Genomic DNA, 17,234 nt, shown 5'->3' on the forward strand with positions numbered 1-17,234 from the left:
TGCCTGGCCTTTGGGATATGCATGTACACACAATGATAAATGGACATTCTGATTATGAATATTGGGATAAAACATATCCACCATTATTGGAGGATGTTATTATGCCAGCTTCCGCATATCAGTTATTAATGGCCGGTGTAACTAGTGCAAGGGATTTGGGCGCTCCTTTAAAAGAAAGCATTGCAGTCCGCGATGCGATTAATAATGGTGATATTCCTGGCGCTACTTTATATGTTTCTGGGCCATTTATTCAGAAAAAAGCATACCCAGGGACAGAAAATTTTCGTTGGGGTGTTGATTCTCCGGAAGACGGTAGGAGAAAGATTAATAAATTGGCAAAGGCAGGTGTTGATGTCATTAAACTAATTGATCAAGATAAAATGACTATGGATGAGCTAAAAGCGGTTGTTAATGAAGCTCATAAGAATAATTTGAAAGTTGTCGCCCATGGTCATCGCCCAGAAGAAATAAGAAGAGGTTTATTGGTGGGAGCAGATTGTTTTGAACATACTGGTTTATCTTCTGCTCCTAAGTATCCAAATGACATTATGGATATGATTAAGGAACGTACGGCAGATATGAGTTCAGGGCCATTATTTTGGTGTCCAACAGTTGAAGGTTTGTATAATTATGAATATACTAGGGATAATCCAGAAAAACTGGATAATGATTCATGGCATAGAGGTTTACCTGATACGGTGATTACCGATATAAAAAATAGTATAAAACATCCTGATCGACTTCCATATTTTCAGTTGACACCAGTAAGAAAGCCAAGTTTGCAAACAAAGATTCAACAGTTGCTAGACGCTGGGGTTGTGTTAATGATAGGCACTGATAGTGGTATTCCAATGAAGTTTCATAGCCAATCTACATGGAATGAATTGGACGTTTGGGTAAATGAATTTGGTATTGACCCAATGTACGCTATTCGAGCGGCTACATATTGGCCAGCTTTATGGATGGGAGTTGCTGATGAAGTAGGTACAATTACCCCAGGCAAATACGCCGATATTATTGCAGTAGACGGTGATGTTTTACGCTATATCAGTCTACTTCAAGATGTTGATATCGTTATCAAACATGGTAAGCGTTATAAATAATAGTTTTTGACCGGTCATTTAAACAAAGCAAAAATTGAAGAGAAACTAAATACCTATTCGCATGGATTGGGTATTATTTTTGCCTTAATAGGTGGTTTCGTCTTGTTTAAAGGAAATGAAAGTCAAAATCAAAGTTTGGGAGTACTGATATACGCACTATCCTTGGTTTTATTGTTTTCTGCTTCTACATTATATCATGCGGTATCAAATCCTAAAGTCAAACAAAAACTTAGAATCTTAGATCATATTAGTATCTATTACCTCATTGCAGGTACTTATACACCTGTTTGCCTCACAGTACTTCAAAACTCTAAAGGAGCCATCCTTTTATGGTTAGTTTGGGGTATTGCTTTTTTCGGAACAATTTTAAAGCTTTTTTTTACCGGAAGATTTGAGATTTTTTCTTTGGTACTATATGGAATTATGGGTTGGTTAGTGGTTATAGACTTGAGTTTTCTAATGGCTAATACTTCTTCAATAGGACTATTTTATCTGGGCTTAGGTGGTTTTTTCTACACGCTAGGCATAGTTTTCTATGCTTCAAAAAAAATTCCGTACAATCATTTTATATGGCATTTGTTTGTTCTTGGTGGTGCGATAAGTCATTGGCTATTTGTTTATAAGGAATGTTTTTTAGTAAACTTTAAATTAGGCGCATAAAAAGCAATGCAATTCCTAATATCTTAAAGCTATATAAAATAGGCCAAACCAAAACCAATTAAAATCACAATTAATTTTTGAAGATTAAAAGAATGCCCTTGAGCACTTTCAAATAATACGACTGTAGAAATGTGAAAGAAGACACCTATTGCTAATGCCGATAGTTCTATACTATAAGAAGCAATAAAACTGGACTCTGTCGCTAGTAAACTACCTAAAGGTGTCATAAAGGCAAATAGAGATATAAAAAGTAAAGTATAGCCCATTTTTAAATTAGAATTCAATAGAAAAATGGAAAGAACAGTGGCTACAGGTAATTTATGTATTAAAATACCATAGATGATATTATTTTCTCCACTTATGGGCAAGCCTTCAACAAGCGCATGTATGGCAAGGCTTAAAAATAAAATTAGGGGGAAGCTATTGTTTTTAGAGCCATGATGTAAATGCCCATGTTCCGCTCCTTTTGAGAAGGATTCTAAAATAATCTGGAGTAATATTCCGGATAAAATAAAGAATGAAACAGTTTTAGGCTTCGATGATTGATAGACTTCAGGTAATAATTCAAAACACGTAAGTGCTAATAGAAAAGCACCACTAAATGCTAAAAGTAATTTTATGCTTTTTTGACTTTTCGGCTTTGTCAAGTAAACAAAAACAAAGCTTATCAGAACAGCGAAAACAGGTAAGATATAGATCACTAAGATTTGAATTTATTGGTTTGATGATATAAGGGATAAAATTAGCCTATTTTTGGCGAACATTTTTTTAGGTATGGAAGGTAATTTTAGAATGTTGGCAAAAACGCTTTACGGATTTGAGCCTTTATTGGCCAAAGAATTAAGGAATTTGGGTGCTGGTAGTGTTAAAGAAGGTGTGAGAAATGTAAGTTTTGACGGCGATACCGGTTTCATGTACAAGGCTAATCTTAGCTTAAGAACAGCACTTAAAGTTCTAAAACCGATTAAAAGTTTTAAGGTATTTAATGAGAAGCAGCTATATCGACAATTATACGATATAGAGTGGTCAGACTATTTTCAGAGTAGTCAGACATTTGCTTTTGATACCACTATGAATTCAGAGGTTTTTAATAACTCATTATATGTGTCTCAGAGATCAAAAGATGCTTTGGTAGACAAGTTTAGGGATACCCAACGTGAGCGACCTTCGGTTAATACAAGTAATCCTGATATTCGAATAAGCATTCATATTTTTAATAACGACTGTACAGTTTCTCTAGATAGTTCGGGCACATCTTTGCATCAGAGAGGATATCGTATTTCTACCAATATTGCCCCAATAAATGAAGTCTTGGCCGCAGGACTTTTGTTAATGAGCGGTTGGGATGGAAGAACAGATTTTTTAGATCCTATGTGCGGTAGTGGAACATTTTTGATCGAAGCAGCTATGATAGCCTGCAATATACCTGCAAATATCAATCGAGATACTTATGCCTTTAAAAATTGGAATGATTTTGACGAAACTCTTTATCAAAAAATAGTGGAATCAAGACTGAACCAAACTCGAGAATTTAATCACAGGATTATCGGTTACGACAAAGCTCCTTCAGCGATCAGAAAAGCACAAGAAAATATTGATAATGCGAACCTATCGGAATATATTACCATTGAACGCAAAGACTTTTTCAAAACTGAAAAACCAGTTGATAATAGTTTGAAAATGGTTTTTAATCCACCTTATGGCGAGAGACTTAATATTGATGTGGAGGAATTTTACTCGAAAATTGGTGATACCTTAAAACAAAACTATCTCGGCACCAAAGCATGGTTAATTACAGCAAATCTAGACGCCTTAAAAAGTGTTGGATTAAAACCCTCAAGAAAAATAAAGGTGTTTAATGGTAAGCTAGAATCTAGATTGGTGAATTACGAAATATATGAAGGGAGCAAAAAAGCTAAGTTTAATTAAATTGGTCAAGAATCATTGAGCTTTATTATCGGCGTCTTCACGCTTTTTCTTTGCTTTTTTGTATAATGGCAAGAAGTAAGAAATGGAGTAATTATAACCTACTCCAAAGTTACTGCCATCAGTAACTTTATTAAACCCTGGTATCCATAGATTAGGAAATCTTTCGTCGTTTTTGTTTGTGACCAAATAAGCTAGTCGAATACTTATTCCAGCATATATGTTTTTAAATAACTCTGCTTTTAAGCCTACGACAAACTCTAACCAAGAGGCATTTAACCCTTCAAATTCTTCTTGAGAAGTAACTAAATCAGGAAAACCCTCATTGAAAAAATTATTCGAATCAAAAATTCTAAAACTATTTAGGGTATGATTGAAAGAACTTACGGCATAGCGACCTCCTATGGTTATAAAATTCTGTTCACCGTACCAATTGGTGTAGGTATTGTAATCTATCCCTAATTTTAGATAACTACCCGACGTGGTATAATTATAAAGAGCTGTGCTACCAATTCCCTCGGTGTCTGTTCTTTTTTCATTGCCAAATTCGCCAGCTATAAATAGTTTTTCGGTAAGTCTATAATCTCCTACAAATTCTAAACCAGTATAGTCTTCATTGATGAACGATAAAACAGGGCGACTTAAATCTACCCCAATTCGTAAGCCATACTTCTGTTTGTACTCAACAGAATCTTTCGGGTTTAAATCAACGGTTTTGTCTACCTGCGCAGAAGTAAATACAAAAGAAAATAAGATAAAAAGATTAATGAAATATTTTAACATGGATTGCGGTAGGATTATTTCTTATATTCTTTTCGACTATTGTAATGCGTCTTATCCAATCTTGGGGAGTTACAGTTCTCAATACATCCAAATCATTGTAATTCGCCACAAAACCACATCCTCTAGAAACGAATTGTTTCCCTACGCTGTATGAAAAACTTAAGGTGTCTATGGTACCTGTTTCTTCATCGCCAGCAGAGTTTATGATAAATTCAAAAGTGGTATCATTGTTCGTATTACGTAATGGAATTAATACAGAATCGGCAACTGTCGAACGGTCGCTAAAGGTGCCCGAAGAAAAAATATTGTCGTTATCAATGGACTTTATTCTTAAAGAAGGAACCGATTTAAAGGAAGTGGAATCATCAACATCAAAAAAACCAATAACCAAAAAAGGAGTGTCACCATCAACACAGATATCATCTTTTTCACAAGAGGAAAAATTGATAAAAATCAGTAGGATGAATAAAACTACAAGAACTCTCTTCATAGCATTTTTAAGAATACTTAAATAATTATACCCGTTTGCGTAAAAGTACAATATTTTCAACATGATGGGTCTGCGGAAACATATCTACCGGTTGCACTTTGATAACCTCATATTTTTCATTTAGTAAGGCTAAATCTCTTGCCTGTGTCGCACTGTTGCAACTTACATAAACGATTTCTTTTGGCGCAACTTTTAACAATTGTTCAACAACTAATTTGTGCATGCCATCTCTGGGAGGATCGGTAATTATAATATCAGGGGTTCCATTGGCGGCAATAAATTTATCATCGAAAACTGTTTTCATATCACCAACATAGAATTCAATGTTATCTATATTGTTATGTTTTGCATTTGCCTTGGCATCAATAATAGCTTCTGGAACAGATTCTATGCCTATTACTTTCTTTGCTTTTTTTGATACAAACTGGGCTATTGTTCCTGTTCCCGTATATAAATCGTATACAAGTTCCTCTCCTGTAAGATTTGCAAAATCACGGGTTATCTTATACAATTCATATGCCTGCGCCGAATTGGTCTGATAGAACGATTTTGCATTGATTTTAAACTGTAAACCTTCCATCTCTTCAAAAATATGATCTCGACCAGTAAAACAAACAACTTCTTGATCGTAAATCGTATCATTCGCCTTTTGATTTATAACATATTGTAATGAAGTAATTTCAGGGAATTTTTCTTCTAGATTCTTGAGTAAGAGGTTTCTTTTGATTTTATCGTCTTCATAAAATTGTATTACAATCATAATCTCACCAATAGACGAGGTGCGAATCATTAACGTACGCAATAAACCTTCTTGCTTTCTGGGGTTGAAAAAGGAGAGTTCATTTTCTTCGGCAAAAGTCTTGACCCACAATCGAATATCATTTGATGGATCTGCCTGTAAGTGACATTTTTTAATATCCAAGATTTTGTCCCACATACCAGGAATATGAAAACCTAGCGCATTTTTGTCTTCAAAGACAGTATCAGACTTTAACTCTTCAAAAGTAAGCCACCTGCTATCTGAAAAAGAGAACTCCATCTTATTGCGATAGAAATAAGTTTCTTGAGACCCTAAAATCGGATTTATCTCGGGTAGTGCTATACCACCAATTCTTTTAAGGTTGTTCTCCACTTCCTTTTGTTTGTAGTAGAGCTGGTGTTCATAACCCATATGTTGCCATTTGCAACCTCCACAAACACCAAAGTGTTGACATTGCGGTTCTGTTCTTTTATCCGAAAGTTTATGAAAATTAGTAGCGGTCCCTTCGAAATATGCCTTTCGCTTTTTGGTCGTTTGAATATCAACGATATCACCGGGTATTGCATTTGTTAAAAAAACCACTCTGCCATCAGGGGCTTTTGCCACTGACTTACCCTTTGCACCAGCATCTATTACCTCAACATTTTCAAAGACCTGTCTTTTGTTCTTTTTTCGCATGCGCAAAGGTAATAGCTTTTGTAAAAAGACCCTAGCTTCTGCCAGGGTCTATTAAATAACAACTAGTACTATTTGATATATATATGGGGGAATTTTAAAAATATTATTTTTTAGAGTTGAATCTATTTAGAATATTTTCCATTTGTTTTCCTGCTGCTTGTCTACCTCCTAAACCAAAGGATAGTGCTACTGTAATTGCTATGGTTCCCAAAGTGATGCCAAAAGCAAGGTTGATAATGTCGTCTGCCATACCCATAGTTTTTAGACCTATTGCTAAAAATATTGCCAGAATCGCCGTACGCAACACCGAAGCGACAAAACTATTGTTATCATTTTTTGCAAAGGAATTTTTCGCAATTATAGAGACCCAATTACCAATCATTATAATTACAAGGCCAAATAAAATTTTACCAGATAAGTTGGTAACAGTTTCCAAGACTTCAGTTAATTGAACAAATTCTAATTTTTCGATAGCGGTCATTAATCCAAAAATCACAATAAAGAAGAACACCAAATTTCCGATTGCATTTGCAATATTGGTGCTACCTATCATACTATCGAGGTGCATCTTTTTGGCAATATCATTCAGATTCATTTTAGCTAGTATATCTTTTAACATTTGTGATAAAAAACGTCCGCCAATCACAAACAACATTAAAATAAATGCCGCTAACAATACTTTAGGTAGGGCATCAAAAAATTGTGTAAGTATTGAGGTGGCAGGTTCTGAAATGGCATCCATATTTAGAATGTTCAATGCAGAAATTAGAAGAGGGATAAAAATAAAAATGAAGACTACTTTCTTAACAATTCCAATAAGGTCGACCCCTTCTGCAAAACCAAGTTTTGGAGTATAGTTTTAATGGTGTCTCCAGACATTCCGACAAACTCAGATACTACAGATGCCAGCATATATCCTATATATGCCACCAATCCTGCACCAATAATATTTGGTATAAAGTTTAAGAAGCCATCAAGTAAGTTCTTTACAGGGTCTAGAACACTTTGCATTCCAAGTTTCTCCAGTGCGAGCATGAAAACAAAAATCATTACTAAAAAGTAAACTAGTTTACCTACAAACTTTGATAAAGTTATTTTATCACTTTTCATTTTGTCATCAACTCCGGTCTTTTTTATGAGTTTGATCGTGATACGTTTTAATAGTCCGGCAATAAACCAACCTATTACTAAAATTAAAATTGCACCAATAGTGGTTGGTAAAAAATTACCAACAGAATTTGATATGCTACTTAGCATGTTTTCTAGATATTCCATTTTTATAGTTTTTAAATGTTTAGTGTAGTTATATGAACCAAAATGTTGAGATTAGTCACAGAGATCGGATGTTTTACGGAAATCTTACTATTTTTGTAACTCTACTAGGGATGATTTCTCTCCCACGCTGAATTTTCGTTCCGATAACTGTCAGGATTGCGAAAGAATAAAGGTATTGCAGGAATGGTTATTTTATGAATTTAAACACTATTTAAAATGGCTGTTTTAGAACAACTTACGTCGCAACAAGCGATTGATTTAGAGAATAAGTATGGAGCTCACAACTATCACCCACTCCCAGTTGTATTAAGTAGGGGAGAAGGTGTTTTTGTTTGGGATGTTGAAGGTAAAAAGTATTATGATTTTCTTTCGGCTTACTCGGCAGTAAATCAAGGGCATTGTCACCCTTCTATTGTTGGGGCTATGATTTCACAAGCCCAAACATTGACCCTTACCTCAAGGGCATTTTACAACGACATGCTAGGCAAGTTTGAAAAGTATGCCACAGATACTTTTAAGTTTGACAAACTTTTGCCTATGAATACAGGTGCCGAAGCGGTGGAAACGGCGGTGAAAATTTGTAGAAAATGGGCTTATGAGAAGAAAGGAATACTAGAGAATCAGGCCAAAATAATAGTTTGTGAGAATAATTTTCATGGTAGAACTACTACCATAATATCATTCTCAAATGACCCAGTGGCACGTAAAAATTTTGGGCCATACACAGAAGGATTTATAAAAATAGAATATGATAACCTTGAAGCTTTAAAAACTGCTTTACAAGAAAATGATAATGTTGCTGGTTTTTTGGTCGAACCCATCCAAGGAGAAGCTGGTGTTTATGTTCCTTCAGAAGGATATTTAAAAGCCGCTAAAGCAATTTGTGAAGAATACAATGTATTGTTTATAGCAGATGAAGTACAAACCGGAATTGCCCGTACAGGAAGACTTTTGGCAACTTGTGGTAACTGCTCATGTTCTGATAAGCATTGTAGTGGTACCCCCGATGTTAAACCTGATATTTTAATTTTGGGGAAAGCGTTATCAGGTGGTGCTTATCCTGTTTCTGCTGTTCTTGCGAATAATGAGATTATGGATGTGATTCGCCCTGGAAACCATGGAAGTACTTTTGGTGGTAATCCAATTGCAGCGGCAGTTGGTATTGCAGCGCTTGATGTCATAAAAGATGAAGAACTCGCAAGTAACGCCTATAAATTGGGAGAGATTTTTAGGTCGGAATTGAACAAGTTTATAACTAATTGTGATTTGGTAAATGCCGTTAGAGGAAAGGGTTTGCTTAACGCAATCTTAATTAATGATACCGAGGATAGCTCTACCGCTTGGGATATATGTATTGCCCTTAGAGATAATGGACTATTGGCAAAACCGACTCATGGCAATATTATCCGTTTTGCACCTCCTTTGGTTATGACCGAGGAGCAGCTCATGGATTGTATATCTATAATAAAAAGAACCTTATCTGAGTTTAAGAAATAAAAAATCCCCGAAAGGGGATTTTTTTATCTAATGAGCTGGGTATTGTAAACCAGGTTCTAAACTCCGAGGGTTTGGTAAAGTATTACTAAAAGTAACAGGTATAGATTTATATGGATAACTATAATTACCAGGTCTAGTTACAACAAAATGTAAGTGTGGATAACCAGCTAAACCTGTGTTACCACTATAACCAATGGTTGTGCCTTTGTTTACTCTGGTACCTTTGCCGACTGCGGCTCCATTATTGGTTAAATGCATGTACATGGCATAGGTGCCGTCTGAATGTTCTATAATCACTAAATTGTTAGGAAAACCTCCATCAACACCACTTTCTTCAACGTGCACAACAACCCCAGCTCTTGCTGCGGTAATGCGGGTTCCTATAGACATATTAAAATCAATGGCAAATTGATCAGGAAGACCTTCACTATGATAAGATCCGCCGCAGTGAGAAAGTGTTACCAAATAACTAGTGCCTGACGGATAAGGTAATATATATTCTGAGGTTTCCCAATCTTCATATCGGGTTTCACTGCAGCTTAATGTTTTGTCCAAAGCAAGCGTTCCGGTATTGTTAAGCCTTTCTTTCCAATCACTTTCTTTCCAGCATCCACATAAGATAATCAAAAGGCACATTGCGGTAAATCTAAAAATCATTTTCATGGTTTTATATTTTACCTTCAAGTTACAAGAGCCTAATTTTTGTCTTGTCTCTTTGTATAGGAATTCAATAAAAAAACCTCCGATCAGGAGGTTTAGTTTTTTAGGGGGTGGAAGTTCCACTCTTTTTAGCCCTTCTTAACTGCCGTTGAATCTTTTTAATAGCGGATTCTATAGATTTTTCGGGTTCAATAATATTATATTCTCCCCAGAAATCTGGATCAGAAAAGCCCAAGGCTTCTTCACTAAGAATTATAGATTTTTTTAATCGTTCTTTATTCTTTGGTAACTTACCGGTACTGTTTTCTTGCCAATCTGTTACGGCCATTTCAGCTGTCATGCTATAAACGGAGTTAAAAAGTTTATCATCCCAATCCACTTTAAATTTTAGTAAGACGTTACTATATCCATAATACCATTTTCCATTTTTATTTCGGTAGTCTACGCGGTAAGCAACTTCGGTTGGCCAAACATCAACCTTCGCAGGTTTCTTTCTGACAAACAAGCGGGCAGCCAATTCCCTGTTGGTAATATTAAGATTGTAAACGGCACTAGTCAGTGTCTTATTCTCTGCGTCTATGTATAATTTGCCTTGGTATAATGGTTCTTTAATATTTTTTAGTTGACTGAAATTAATAATGTATATCAACCTATCATTAACTCTTGTAGAACTATCAAAAGTAAAGTTGTAATCATCAATGGACTCATTGGTGAAAATATACTCTGGATATTTCATAATATCCACATATAGTGTATTAAAAGGTCCACCCTGAAGTTTTAAGGCAACAGTATCTAACTTACTATAATCCGTACTCTTTCTTGCCCTATAAAGCTCTACAGCATCTTTTTTGTCCGAAGAATAAGGAGTTTTGTATATGTTGACAACGGCTTCTGATAGTGAAACATTCTTTTTTCTTTTCTTTATTGTTTCTCGGTAGAAGGCCGTCATTAAAGTGGGGTCTTCAAAATAGTTTTCACCTTTCTTGTTCAAGGTTTCTCGAAATAGGGCTTTTGCATCTTTCGGAGAATTGATATCTACCTCTGATAATTGAAGAGCCGATGTTTTTAAACTGATTTTATTTTTATCGGATTTTAAATCGGAGAGCGCTATTTTTTTTGTGGTATATCCAATAAAAGAAAAAAGAACAGTACCACTGCTAACAGATGTTGGTACTTTAAGAAGAAAATTACCTTCGGTATTCGTAATGGTACTAATATTAGTGCCATCGACAGTTATTGTGGCAAATACCAAGGGGTTGTTATTGTCAGCGTCAATTACTTCACCTTCGTATTGTCTAAAATTGGTGCTATCTTGAAAAGCGAACAGATAAGGTGAGATACTCAAAAAAAAGAGAATAAAAAGCCCTTTTCTTATTCCTTGCCGTTTTTGTGTAAGAAGTATGGTTTTCATAAGCTGTGTTTTTTGATGTAATTACAAATCTAAATTAATGATTTTAAAGAAGATATGAATGACATGTTTGTTAATATAAAAGTATTGGATTTTAAAGCTGTTATAGTCTCTCTTTGTAGGGTTTAATTACTATTCTCGATATAAAAAAAATTCAGTCTTCCATTTTCCTGACCAGTTAGGTTTGGTATTGTCTGGGTAATATTCATCAAAAAGCGTTAAAATGATCGTGCTGTCATTTTTTGTTTCATATCGATACAATTGCTTTCCTCCTTCAAAACCAGGTACTTTTGCAATTTTAGCAATAGTGGTGAAAGTCGAGTCGGTACTCTCATGAATCCCAGAATTGAAGACTATAGATTGAAATCCTTCAATGGTCTCTTCAGCAGTTGGTGCGCTAAGGTTTTTAAAAGGTATACGTTTTTCTCTGGGTGACCATGCGATGCTATAATGACTATCTGTAATTAAAAAGAGTCCTTTACTATTTGGTACCAAGAGTAGTGTTGTGTCTTTAGCTATCCACTTCACTTTATCTATGCGCCATGAACCAATTAATTTGTTTTTTACTTCTTCTCTTTTTTCTTGCTTATGAGCACAGCCATATATTGTTGATAGTATGATTATCATGCCAATTACTGATTTCAAGCTATAATTGTGTCTAAGTTTCATATTGTTCAAGAATTTTGAACAAGAAAGAATGATTATTTATAAAATGTGTAAATGCGTGTAAACCTTTACAAGTTTATGATGCATGCTGCGGTTGTAGGTATTGTGATGGGTTTAGGCCTTCAAACTTCTTAAATGCTTTATAAAATGAAGCTCGGTTGTTAAAACCAACATCATAAGCAATCTGAGTGACAGTGGAGTTATTGTTGGAGTTTACCAATAGTTTTTTTGCTTCTTCGATACGGTATTTATTGACAAAGTCGAAAAAGGACAGATTGAAATACTGATTAATAATTTGTGAAGTATGGTTTCTTGATAGGTTTAAAGATGAGGCCAAGTCATTTAAACGGAGTTCATTATTTAGATAGGGTCTTTCGTTTTTCATAATACTTTCTAGTTTGTTTTTTAATTCTATAGCCAGCGCATCTGAAAGACCCGTTTTTTTGTATTTGATAAAAGGTATAATTTCTTTGATAGACTTACCTTCAAAAATTTTAGGCTGAAAGAAAACAAAAAAGGTGACCATTGAAATAAAGAAGACAATGGCAATGTCAACGAAATAATCATATTTGGGGTGCATCAATTCAAACTTTACCAAAAAGATGTACAGGAAAAAAGCTATTACAAACCCGAAATACCCGCTAGTTAAGTAGGTAAGCCATCGATTTTCTTTAAAACCTGGTCTTTTACCTAAGCCAAACTGATTTAAAATTAAAAACCCATAGAAGAACATTATTATAATTTCAAGCCATATGTAGTTGGCATCGATCCATGATACTTTATAAAAAGAACCTTGTTGAAATACAGTTAATTTTTCAGAAGCATTAAGTATATAAAAGGGTGAAATAAGCGCTACTGTGACTAAAATAGGCATTAAGAAGAAAAGGTCTTTAAGCTTTAATTTTGAGCCTTTGAGTATTCTTCTTATATAGATATAAATTAATGGCCCATAAGCAATCCATAATGGAAAATTACTAAAAGTTAAATGTATGGTATTCCCGATGTATAAATGACCAGACCATTTTAGACAATTTAGAATTAACTCAAAAGAAAAGAGAATGATGAAGACCGAAAATAATCGATTTGCCCATCGGTCTCCCCGTTTTTTGAAAAAGAACACTGCACTCAGAAAGACTCCTAGTATTGAAAAACAAAGAAATAGTATAATATACCAGCTCATATTAAATCTGAAAATTCAAAAGTAGTAAGCTTCATTTTTTTAATGTCTCTTTTTGTAGGGACATAGTCATTTCTACATTTTATCCTTAAAATTTTACCGAACACATAAGATAACTTAAAAAGCCCAAACTACTTTTATATATTTGGCGAGAACACTATGAGAACACTAGTATTAGTTTTAGCTATATTTTTAGCATTCAATTTTGGTCATTCCCAGATTGAAAAGGATAAGGTCCTCCATTTTGCAGGAGGTGCTTTATTTGGGCTCGCTGGAGCTGGAATCGCAAAAGAAATTTCAAACGGAGATCGCGCATGGACATTTGTTGGCGCAGTTGGAGGTGCCTTACTTGTGGGATTAGGTAAAGAGGCCATTGATTCAGGACAGGATGGCAATAGTTGGGATAATGGTGACGTATTGGCAACCGCATTAGGAGGATTTGCAGTTGGTTTGACAATTGATGTTTTTACAAAGAAGAAAACAAAAAAACAAAGTAAAATAACAACTCTTTACTACCCAAGAGACATTAATTTCCTCTATAAAAAAAGTCTACCAACCCTAACAGAATTGCAATTTTCAACCTCAATATTGTATACGGAATAAGTTTAGATTAAACCTCTAGCCTTAATTTCCAAGTACTTATTAATGGTATTTATCGTTAGGTTTTCGGGTTTTGTGAGAATGGTTTGTATACCATATTTTCTAAGTTCATTTACAATAAGTTTTTTCTCGTAAATAAATTTTTCGGCAATGGTCTGTTCGAATATCTGCTGCGTACTTTCTGCTTTTTTGTCCGCAAATTCGAGAAGCTCGGTGTTCTCAAAGAAGATAACCACCAACAAATGTTGTTTCGATATGGCTTGCAAATAGGGTAACTGCCTGTTTAATGCATCCAAGGTTTCAAAATTGGTATATAATAATATAAGACTGCGTTGATTTAGGTTTCTCTTTATATCTATATATAACCTACTAAAATCACTCTCTACAAAATTGGTTTCTAAATTGTATAGTGTTTCTAAAATGAGATTCATTTGAGAACTTCTACGTTCAGCGGCCACCCTATTTTCTATGGAATTGCTAAATGAAAACATACCCGCTTTATCGTTTTTTTTAAGCGCTATATTGCTAATGACCAGTGTAGCATTAATGGCATAATCTAAAAGGCTTAATTCGTCAAAAGGCATTTTCATAACCCTGCCTTTATCGATTACGGAATAGATGGGTTGTGATTTTTCATCTTGAAACTGGTTTACCATCAACTGGCCTTTTTTTGCAGTCGCTTTCCAATTAATGTTCCTAATATCGTCTCCTTGAATGTAATCTTTAATTTGTTCAAACTCCATGGTATGACCAATACGTCTAATCTTCTTCAATCCATATTCAAAAAGACGATTGGTAAATGCTATCAAATCATATTTGCGCAGTTGCAAAAATGAGGGATAGACAGGAATTTCTTTACTAGTGTCAAAAGTAAATTTCTTGCTTAGAAGCCCTAGAGGTGAACTTGCAAAAACATTTAGACTGCCGAAGGAATATACACCTCTTTCTGTAGGTCGAACTTTGTAGCTGTAGCTTTTGGTCGACCCGCTCTTGATTTCACTATTTAACCCAAAGTCACGTTTTTGAAATTGAAAGGGAAGCTCATCGATAAGTGTTGCGGTAATTTTGAATAAGTACTTGTTCGCTAGTTTAATTTCTATTGGATTATCATCTCCATTAGAAAGTTTATCGGGTAATATACGTTCGGCATGTATATTTCCTTTTGACAAAAAAAGCAATAAAAAATCAACAACGATTAGAAGAATAAAGACAAAAAACAAGATACGAATAACACTGAGTACGTTTTGAAAAATGAAGGATAGCAAGAAGCCCAATATTAGTGCTGTCAGCACCATAAAAAACCTTCGTTTTAAATAAATACTTTTAAATGCTCTTTTCAATCTATCTTGGTATTTCTATGGTCTCTATTAATTGCTGAACAACTTTTTGGGCAGTAAAACCTTCCATTTCACGCTCAGGGGTCAAAATAATACGATGCGAAAGTATTGGGCCGGCCACTTTTTTAATATCGTCGGGGGTTATAAAATCTCTTCCGCTTATGGCCGCTAGTGCCTTAGAGGCATCCATTATAGCTATTGAAGCCCTAGGCGAGGCACCTAAATACAAATTGGCATTGGTACGTGTGCTATTTACGATAGACGCAATGTATTTTAATAGATTGTCTTCTACTATAATCTCTTTAATAACATCTTGATATTCCGCAATTTGTTTTGCTGAAAGTACAGATTTAATTAGTCCTTCAATATTTTTGTTTTTGTGTTCATGTTTATTTTCCAAGATCTGCACTTCTTCCTCAAGAGAGGGGTAGTCCACGTTAATTTTAAAAAGAAAACGGTCTAATTGTGCTTCTGGCAGTCGATATGTACCTTCTTGCTCTACTGGGTTTTGAGTGGCGAACACCAAAAACGGTGGCTGCATATCGTATTCTTGACCATCTATGGTAATTTGTCTTTCTGCCATTGCCTCAAACAGGGCGGCCTGAGTTTTAGCCGGTGCACGGTTAATTTCATCAATTAAAATAATATTTGAGAAAATGGGCCCTTTTTTAAACTCGAATTCAGAGGTTTTCACATTAAAAATGGAAGTTCCTAAAATGTCACTGGGCATTAGGTCGGGGGTGAACTGAATTCGGCTAAAATCTACATTCATCGTTTTTGCCAATAATTTTGCCGTAACGGTTTTAGCGACTCCAGGAACTCCTTCTATTAAAGAGTGGCCGTTTGCCAACATGGATATGATAAGCAATTCAATCATATCTTTTTGACCAATAATTACTTTGCCCAACTCACTTTTTACTTTAGCTACCGCTTCTTGTAATTTAGTAAGGTCTACTCTTGAATTAAATTCTAATGAGTTGTCGTTTTGTGTTTTATCTTCCATATTATTTCTTGAATGCGGTTATTTTTTTTGTCAGTATTATTGCGTCTTGTTCGTTATGTACGGTTTTGTTTTTTAATTGTAGTATAAGCTCTAACAACTGTTTTACTTCTTCAATAGATTTACCGGATTTCGACGCTAGTTGTTGAATCGTTTTTTCATTCAAAGTAGAAGTATCAATAAAATACCGATTACGTAGTTCGGCAAAAAAGTAGTTCAGCTTTTTTTGAATGAGATTGGTATAATCTTTATTTTGATGGTAAAGTGTGCCTACCGTTCGGGCAAATTCTACAGAAGAATTTTCTAATGGTTTTATTACCGGGATAATGCGTTGCTCTCGTTTTGCTTTAAAAATCACAAAGAGTATCAGCCCCACCATGGTTAAGTAGTAAGCCCATTTTAGGGCGGTCTGGTTTAAAACGAATCGCATGGGTGAATCGATAACTACCCGCCCTGATTTTTTATAATCATCCCAATACAACGGACTATCATCTAAATAGGAAAAAGTGTTTGCTACATAATCTTTATTATCCTTTAAAAGGTAATAATTAGAATAGGCCTCTGGAGTAGTATGAATGAAAAATGAACCCTCACCAAATTGTGTCTTAACAAAATTAGGCACCGTTAAGATTTCTTTTTTGTTTGAAGTAATACCCTTTTCTTCAACAAATTCAAGGTGACCAAGAACTTTGGTGTTTGTCGTATCAACGGAGGTGAAATATGCTTTAGAGGCTCCCCTTGAAAAATTGAATTTTGAATGATTAAGTTTTTTATGGGAAAGACTTACAATAACGGTATCCTCTTTAAACGAATATGCAGTGTTCAATTCAATGTTTAAGGTGTCTTTTAAAAAATAACTTACTGAAGACGCAGCAATAAAAACATCATTACCTTTTTGTACGTAATCAAGTAACCTATTTGTTTCTTGTTTATCTAGCTGTATATTATTATTGATGAGCAGGTAGTTTGATTTTATGGTCGTATCTCTTTTAATCATAAAATCATAAATACTTTCTTTTACTGTTTCGACTTCACTGTTAGCGAATAGTCGTGGTAGTTCATTATAAAGTACATAACAACCAAAAGGTATTTTAGATTGTGATGTATACGAAGGCCTCCAATTGATAGGTTTTGGACGTACTAATTCTGTTACTATGATACTTACTAGTACCACAGCTAGAATTATTAGTACGATTTTTGATCTCTTATCCACC

Annotated in this window: 18 protein-coding genes (1 of these 18 running past the window's edge); 5 read left to right on the top strand and 13 right to left on the bottom strand. The window is 34.7% G+C overall.

The genetic code is table 11. The features are described from left to right. On the top strand, positions 1-1,103 hold the 3' portion of the coding sequence (locus tag ACZ1GR_RS15630) for an amidohydrolase family protein (protein WP_472609799.1). The gene continues 166 nt to the left of window position 1, outside the view; only the last 1,103 of its 1,269 coding nucleotides appear in the window; its start codon lies beyond the left edge, outside the window; it ends in the stop codon at positions 1,101-1,103. Positions 1,104-1,109: 6 nt separating this feature from the next. Next, a complete protein-coding gene (gene trhA, locus ACZ1GR_RS15635) occupies positions 1,110-1,763 on the top strand; it encodes a PAQR family membrane homeostasis protein TrhA (RefSeq protein WP_472609800.1) in 654 nt (217 codons plus the stop codon). A 29-nt stretch (positions 1,764-1,792) separates the two neighbouring features. Here the strand turns inward: trhA and ACZ1GR_RS15640 are convergent, their stop codons facing one another. Then, on the bottom strand, positions 1,793-2,464 hold the full coding sequence (locus ACZ1GR_RS15640) for a ZIP family metal transporter (protein WP_472609801.1): 672 nt from the start codon (positions 2,462-2,464) through the stop codon (positions 1,793-1,795). A 73-nt stretch (positions 2,465-2,537) separates the two neighbouring features. Here ACZ1GR_RS15640 and ACZ1GR_RS15645 point away from each other — a divergent pair, with 73 nt between their 5' ends. Then, entirely contained in the window at positions 2,538-3,692 is a 1,155-nt protein-coding gene (locus tag ACZ1GR_RS15645; protein ID WP_472611827.1) for a THUMP domain-containing class I SAM-dependent RNA methyltransferase, read from the top strand. A 12-nt stretch (positions 3,693-3,704) separates the two neighbouring features. Here ACZ1GR_RS15645 and ACZ1GR_RS15650 read toward each other — a convergent pair whose 3' ends face one another. From ACZ1GR_RS15650 to ACZ1GR_RS15670, 5 genes are all read right to left on the bottom strand, one after another. Beyond that, complete coding sequence (locus ACZ1GR_RS15650; protein WP_472609802.1) at positions 3,705-4,472, bottom strand: DUF6048 family protein; 768 nt, start codon at positions 4,470-4,472, stop codon at positions 3,705-3,707. Continuing rightward, entirely contained in the window at positions 4,453-4,962 is a 510-nt protein-coding gene (locus ACZ1GR_RS15655) for a DUF6452 family protein (RefSeq protein ID WP_472609803.1), read from the bottom strand. The genes ACZ1GR_RS15650 and ACZ1GR_RS15655 overlap by 20 nt, the downstream gene beginning before the upstream one ends. Before the next feature lie 25 nt (positions 4,963-4,987). Next, positions 4,988-6,400 (bottom strand): 23S rRNA (uracil(1939)-C(5))-methyltransferase RlmD, encoded by a 1,413-nt coding sequence (gene rlmD / locus ACZ1GR_RS15660; protein ID WP_472609804.1) that lies wholly within the window; start codon positions 6,398-6,400, stop codon positions 4,988-4,990. A gap of 103 nt (positions 6,401-6,503) precedes the next feature. Next, entirely contained in the window at positions 6,504-7,157 is a 654-nt protein-coding gene (locus ACZ1GR_RS15665) for a mechanosensitive ion channel (protein ID WP_472609805.1), read from the bottom strand. 38 nt (positions 7,158-7,195) lie between these two features. Beyond that, complete coding sequence (locus ACZ1GR_RS15670) at positions 7,196-7,675, bottom strand: mechanosensitive ion channel family protein (RefSeq protein WP_472609806.1); 480 nt, start codon at positions 7,673-7,675, stop codon at positions 7,196-7,198. A 216-nt stretch (positions 7,676-7,891) separates the two neighbouring features. On the opposite strand from ACZ1GR_RS15670, the gene rocD reads away from it, so the two are divergent. Then, positions 7,892-9,172 carry an ornithine--oxo-acid transaminase gene (gene rocD / locus ACZ1GR_RS15675; RefSeq protein ID WP_472609807.1) on the top strand — a complete coding sequence of 427 codons (1,281 nt, stop codon included), beginning with the start codon at positions 7,892-7,894 and terminating at the stop codon, positions 9,170-9,172. Between the two features lie 27 nt (positions 9,173-9,199). On the opposite strand, the gene ACZ1GR_RS15680 is transcribed toward rocD, so the two are convergent. The 4 genes from ACZ1GR_RS15680 to ACZ1GR_RS15695 all read right to left on the bottom strand — a co-directional run bounded on the left by ACZ1GR_RS15680 (position 9,200) and on the right by ACZ1GR_RS15695 (position 13,086). Then, positions 9,200-9,829, bottom strand: a complete 630-nt coding sequence (locus ACZ1GR_RS15680; RefSeq protein ID WP_472609808.1) for a M23 family metallopeptidase — start codon at positions 9,827-9,829, stop codon at positions 9,200-9,202. 106 nt (positions 9,830-9,935) lie between these two features. After that, positions 9,936-11,243: a carboxypeptidase-like regulatory domain-containing protein gene (locus tag ACZ1GR_RS15685; RefSeq protein WP_472609809.1), complete on the bottom strand. Its 1,308-nt coding sequence runs from the start codon at positions 11,241-11,243 to the stop codon at positions 9,936-9,938. A gap of 129 nt (positions 11,244-11,372) precedes the next feature. Beyond that, positions 11,373-11,867, bottom strand: coding sequence for a hypothetical protein (locus ACZ1GR_RS15690; protein WP_472609810.1), 495 nt, complete (start codon positions 11,865-11,867; stop codon positions 11,373-11,375). 115 nt (positions 11,868-11,982) lie between these two features. After that, positions 11,983-13,086 carry a helix-turn-helix domain-containing protein gene (locus ACZ1GR_RS15695; RefSeq protein WP_472609811.1) on the bottom strand — a complete coding sequence of 368 codons (1,104 nt, stop codon included), beginning with the start codon at positions 13,084-13,086 and terminating at the stop codon, positions 11,983-11,985. 156 nt (positions 13,087-13,242) lie between these two features. Here ACZ1GR_RS15695 and ACZ1GR_RS15700 point away from each other — a divergent pair, with 156 nt between their 5' ends. Continuing rightward, on the top strand, positions 13,243-13,686 hold the full coding sequence (locus tag ACZ1GR_RS15700; protein ID WP_472609812.1) for a hypothetical protein: 444 nt from the start codon (positions 13,243-13,245) through the stop codon (positions 13,684-13,686). A 2-nt stretch (positions 13,687-13,688) separates the two neighbouring features. Here ACZ1GR_RS15700 and ACZ1GR_RS15705 read toward each other — a convergent pair whose 3' ends face one another. The 3 genes from ACZ1GR_RS15705 to ACZ1GR_RS15715 are packed head-to-tail and all read right to left on the bottom strand — an operon-like array spanning position 13,689 to position 17,233. Further along, on the bottom strand, positions 13,689-14,978 hold the full coding sequence (locus ACZ1GR_RS15705) for a DUF58 domain-containing protein (protein WP_472609813.1): 1,290 nt from the start codon (positions 14,976-14,978) through the stop codon (positions 13,689-13,691). A gap of 46 nt (positions 14,979-15,024) precedes the next feature. Next, positions 15,025-16,023, bottom strand: coding sequence for an AAA family ATPase (locus tag ACZ1GR_RS15710; RefSeq protein ID WP_472609814.1), 999 nt, complete (start codon positions 16,021-16,023; stop codon positions 15,025-15,027). Position 16,024: 1 nt separating this feature from the next. After that, on the bottom strand, positions 16,025-17,233 hold the full coding sequence (locus ACZ1GR_RS15715) for a DUF4350 domain-containing protein (RefSeq protein WP_472609815.1): 1,209 nt from the start codon (positions 17,231-17,233) through the stop codon (positions 16,025-16,027). Between the last annotated feature and the right edge of the window lies 1 nt (position 17,234).

The organism is Croceitalea sp. W27, assembly GCF_055693185.1.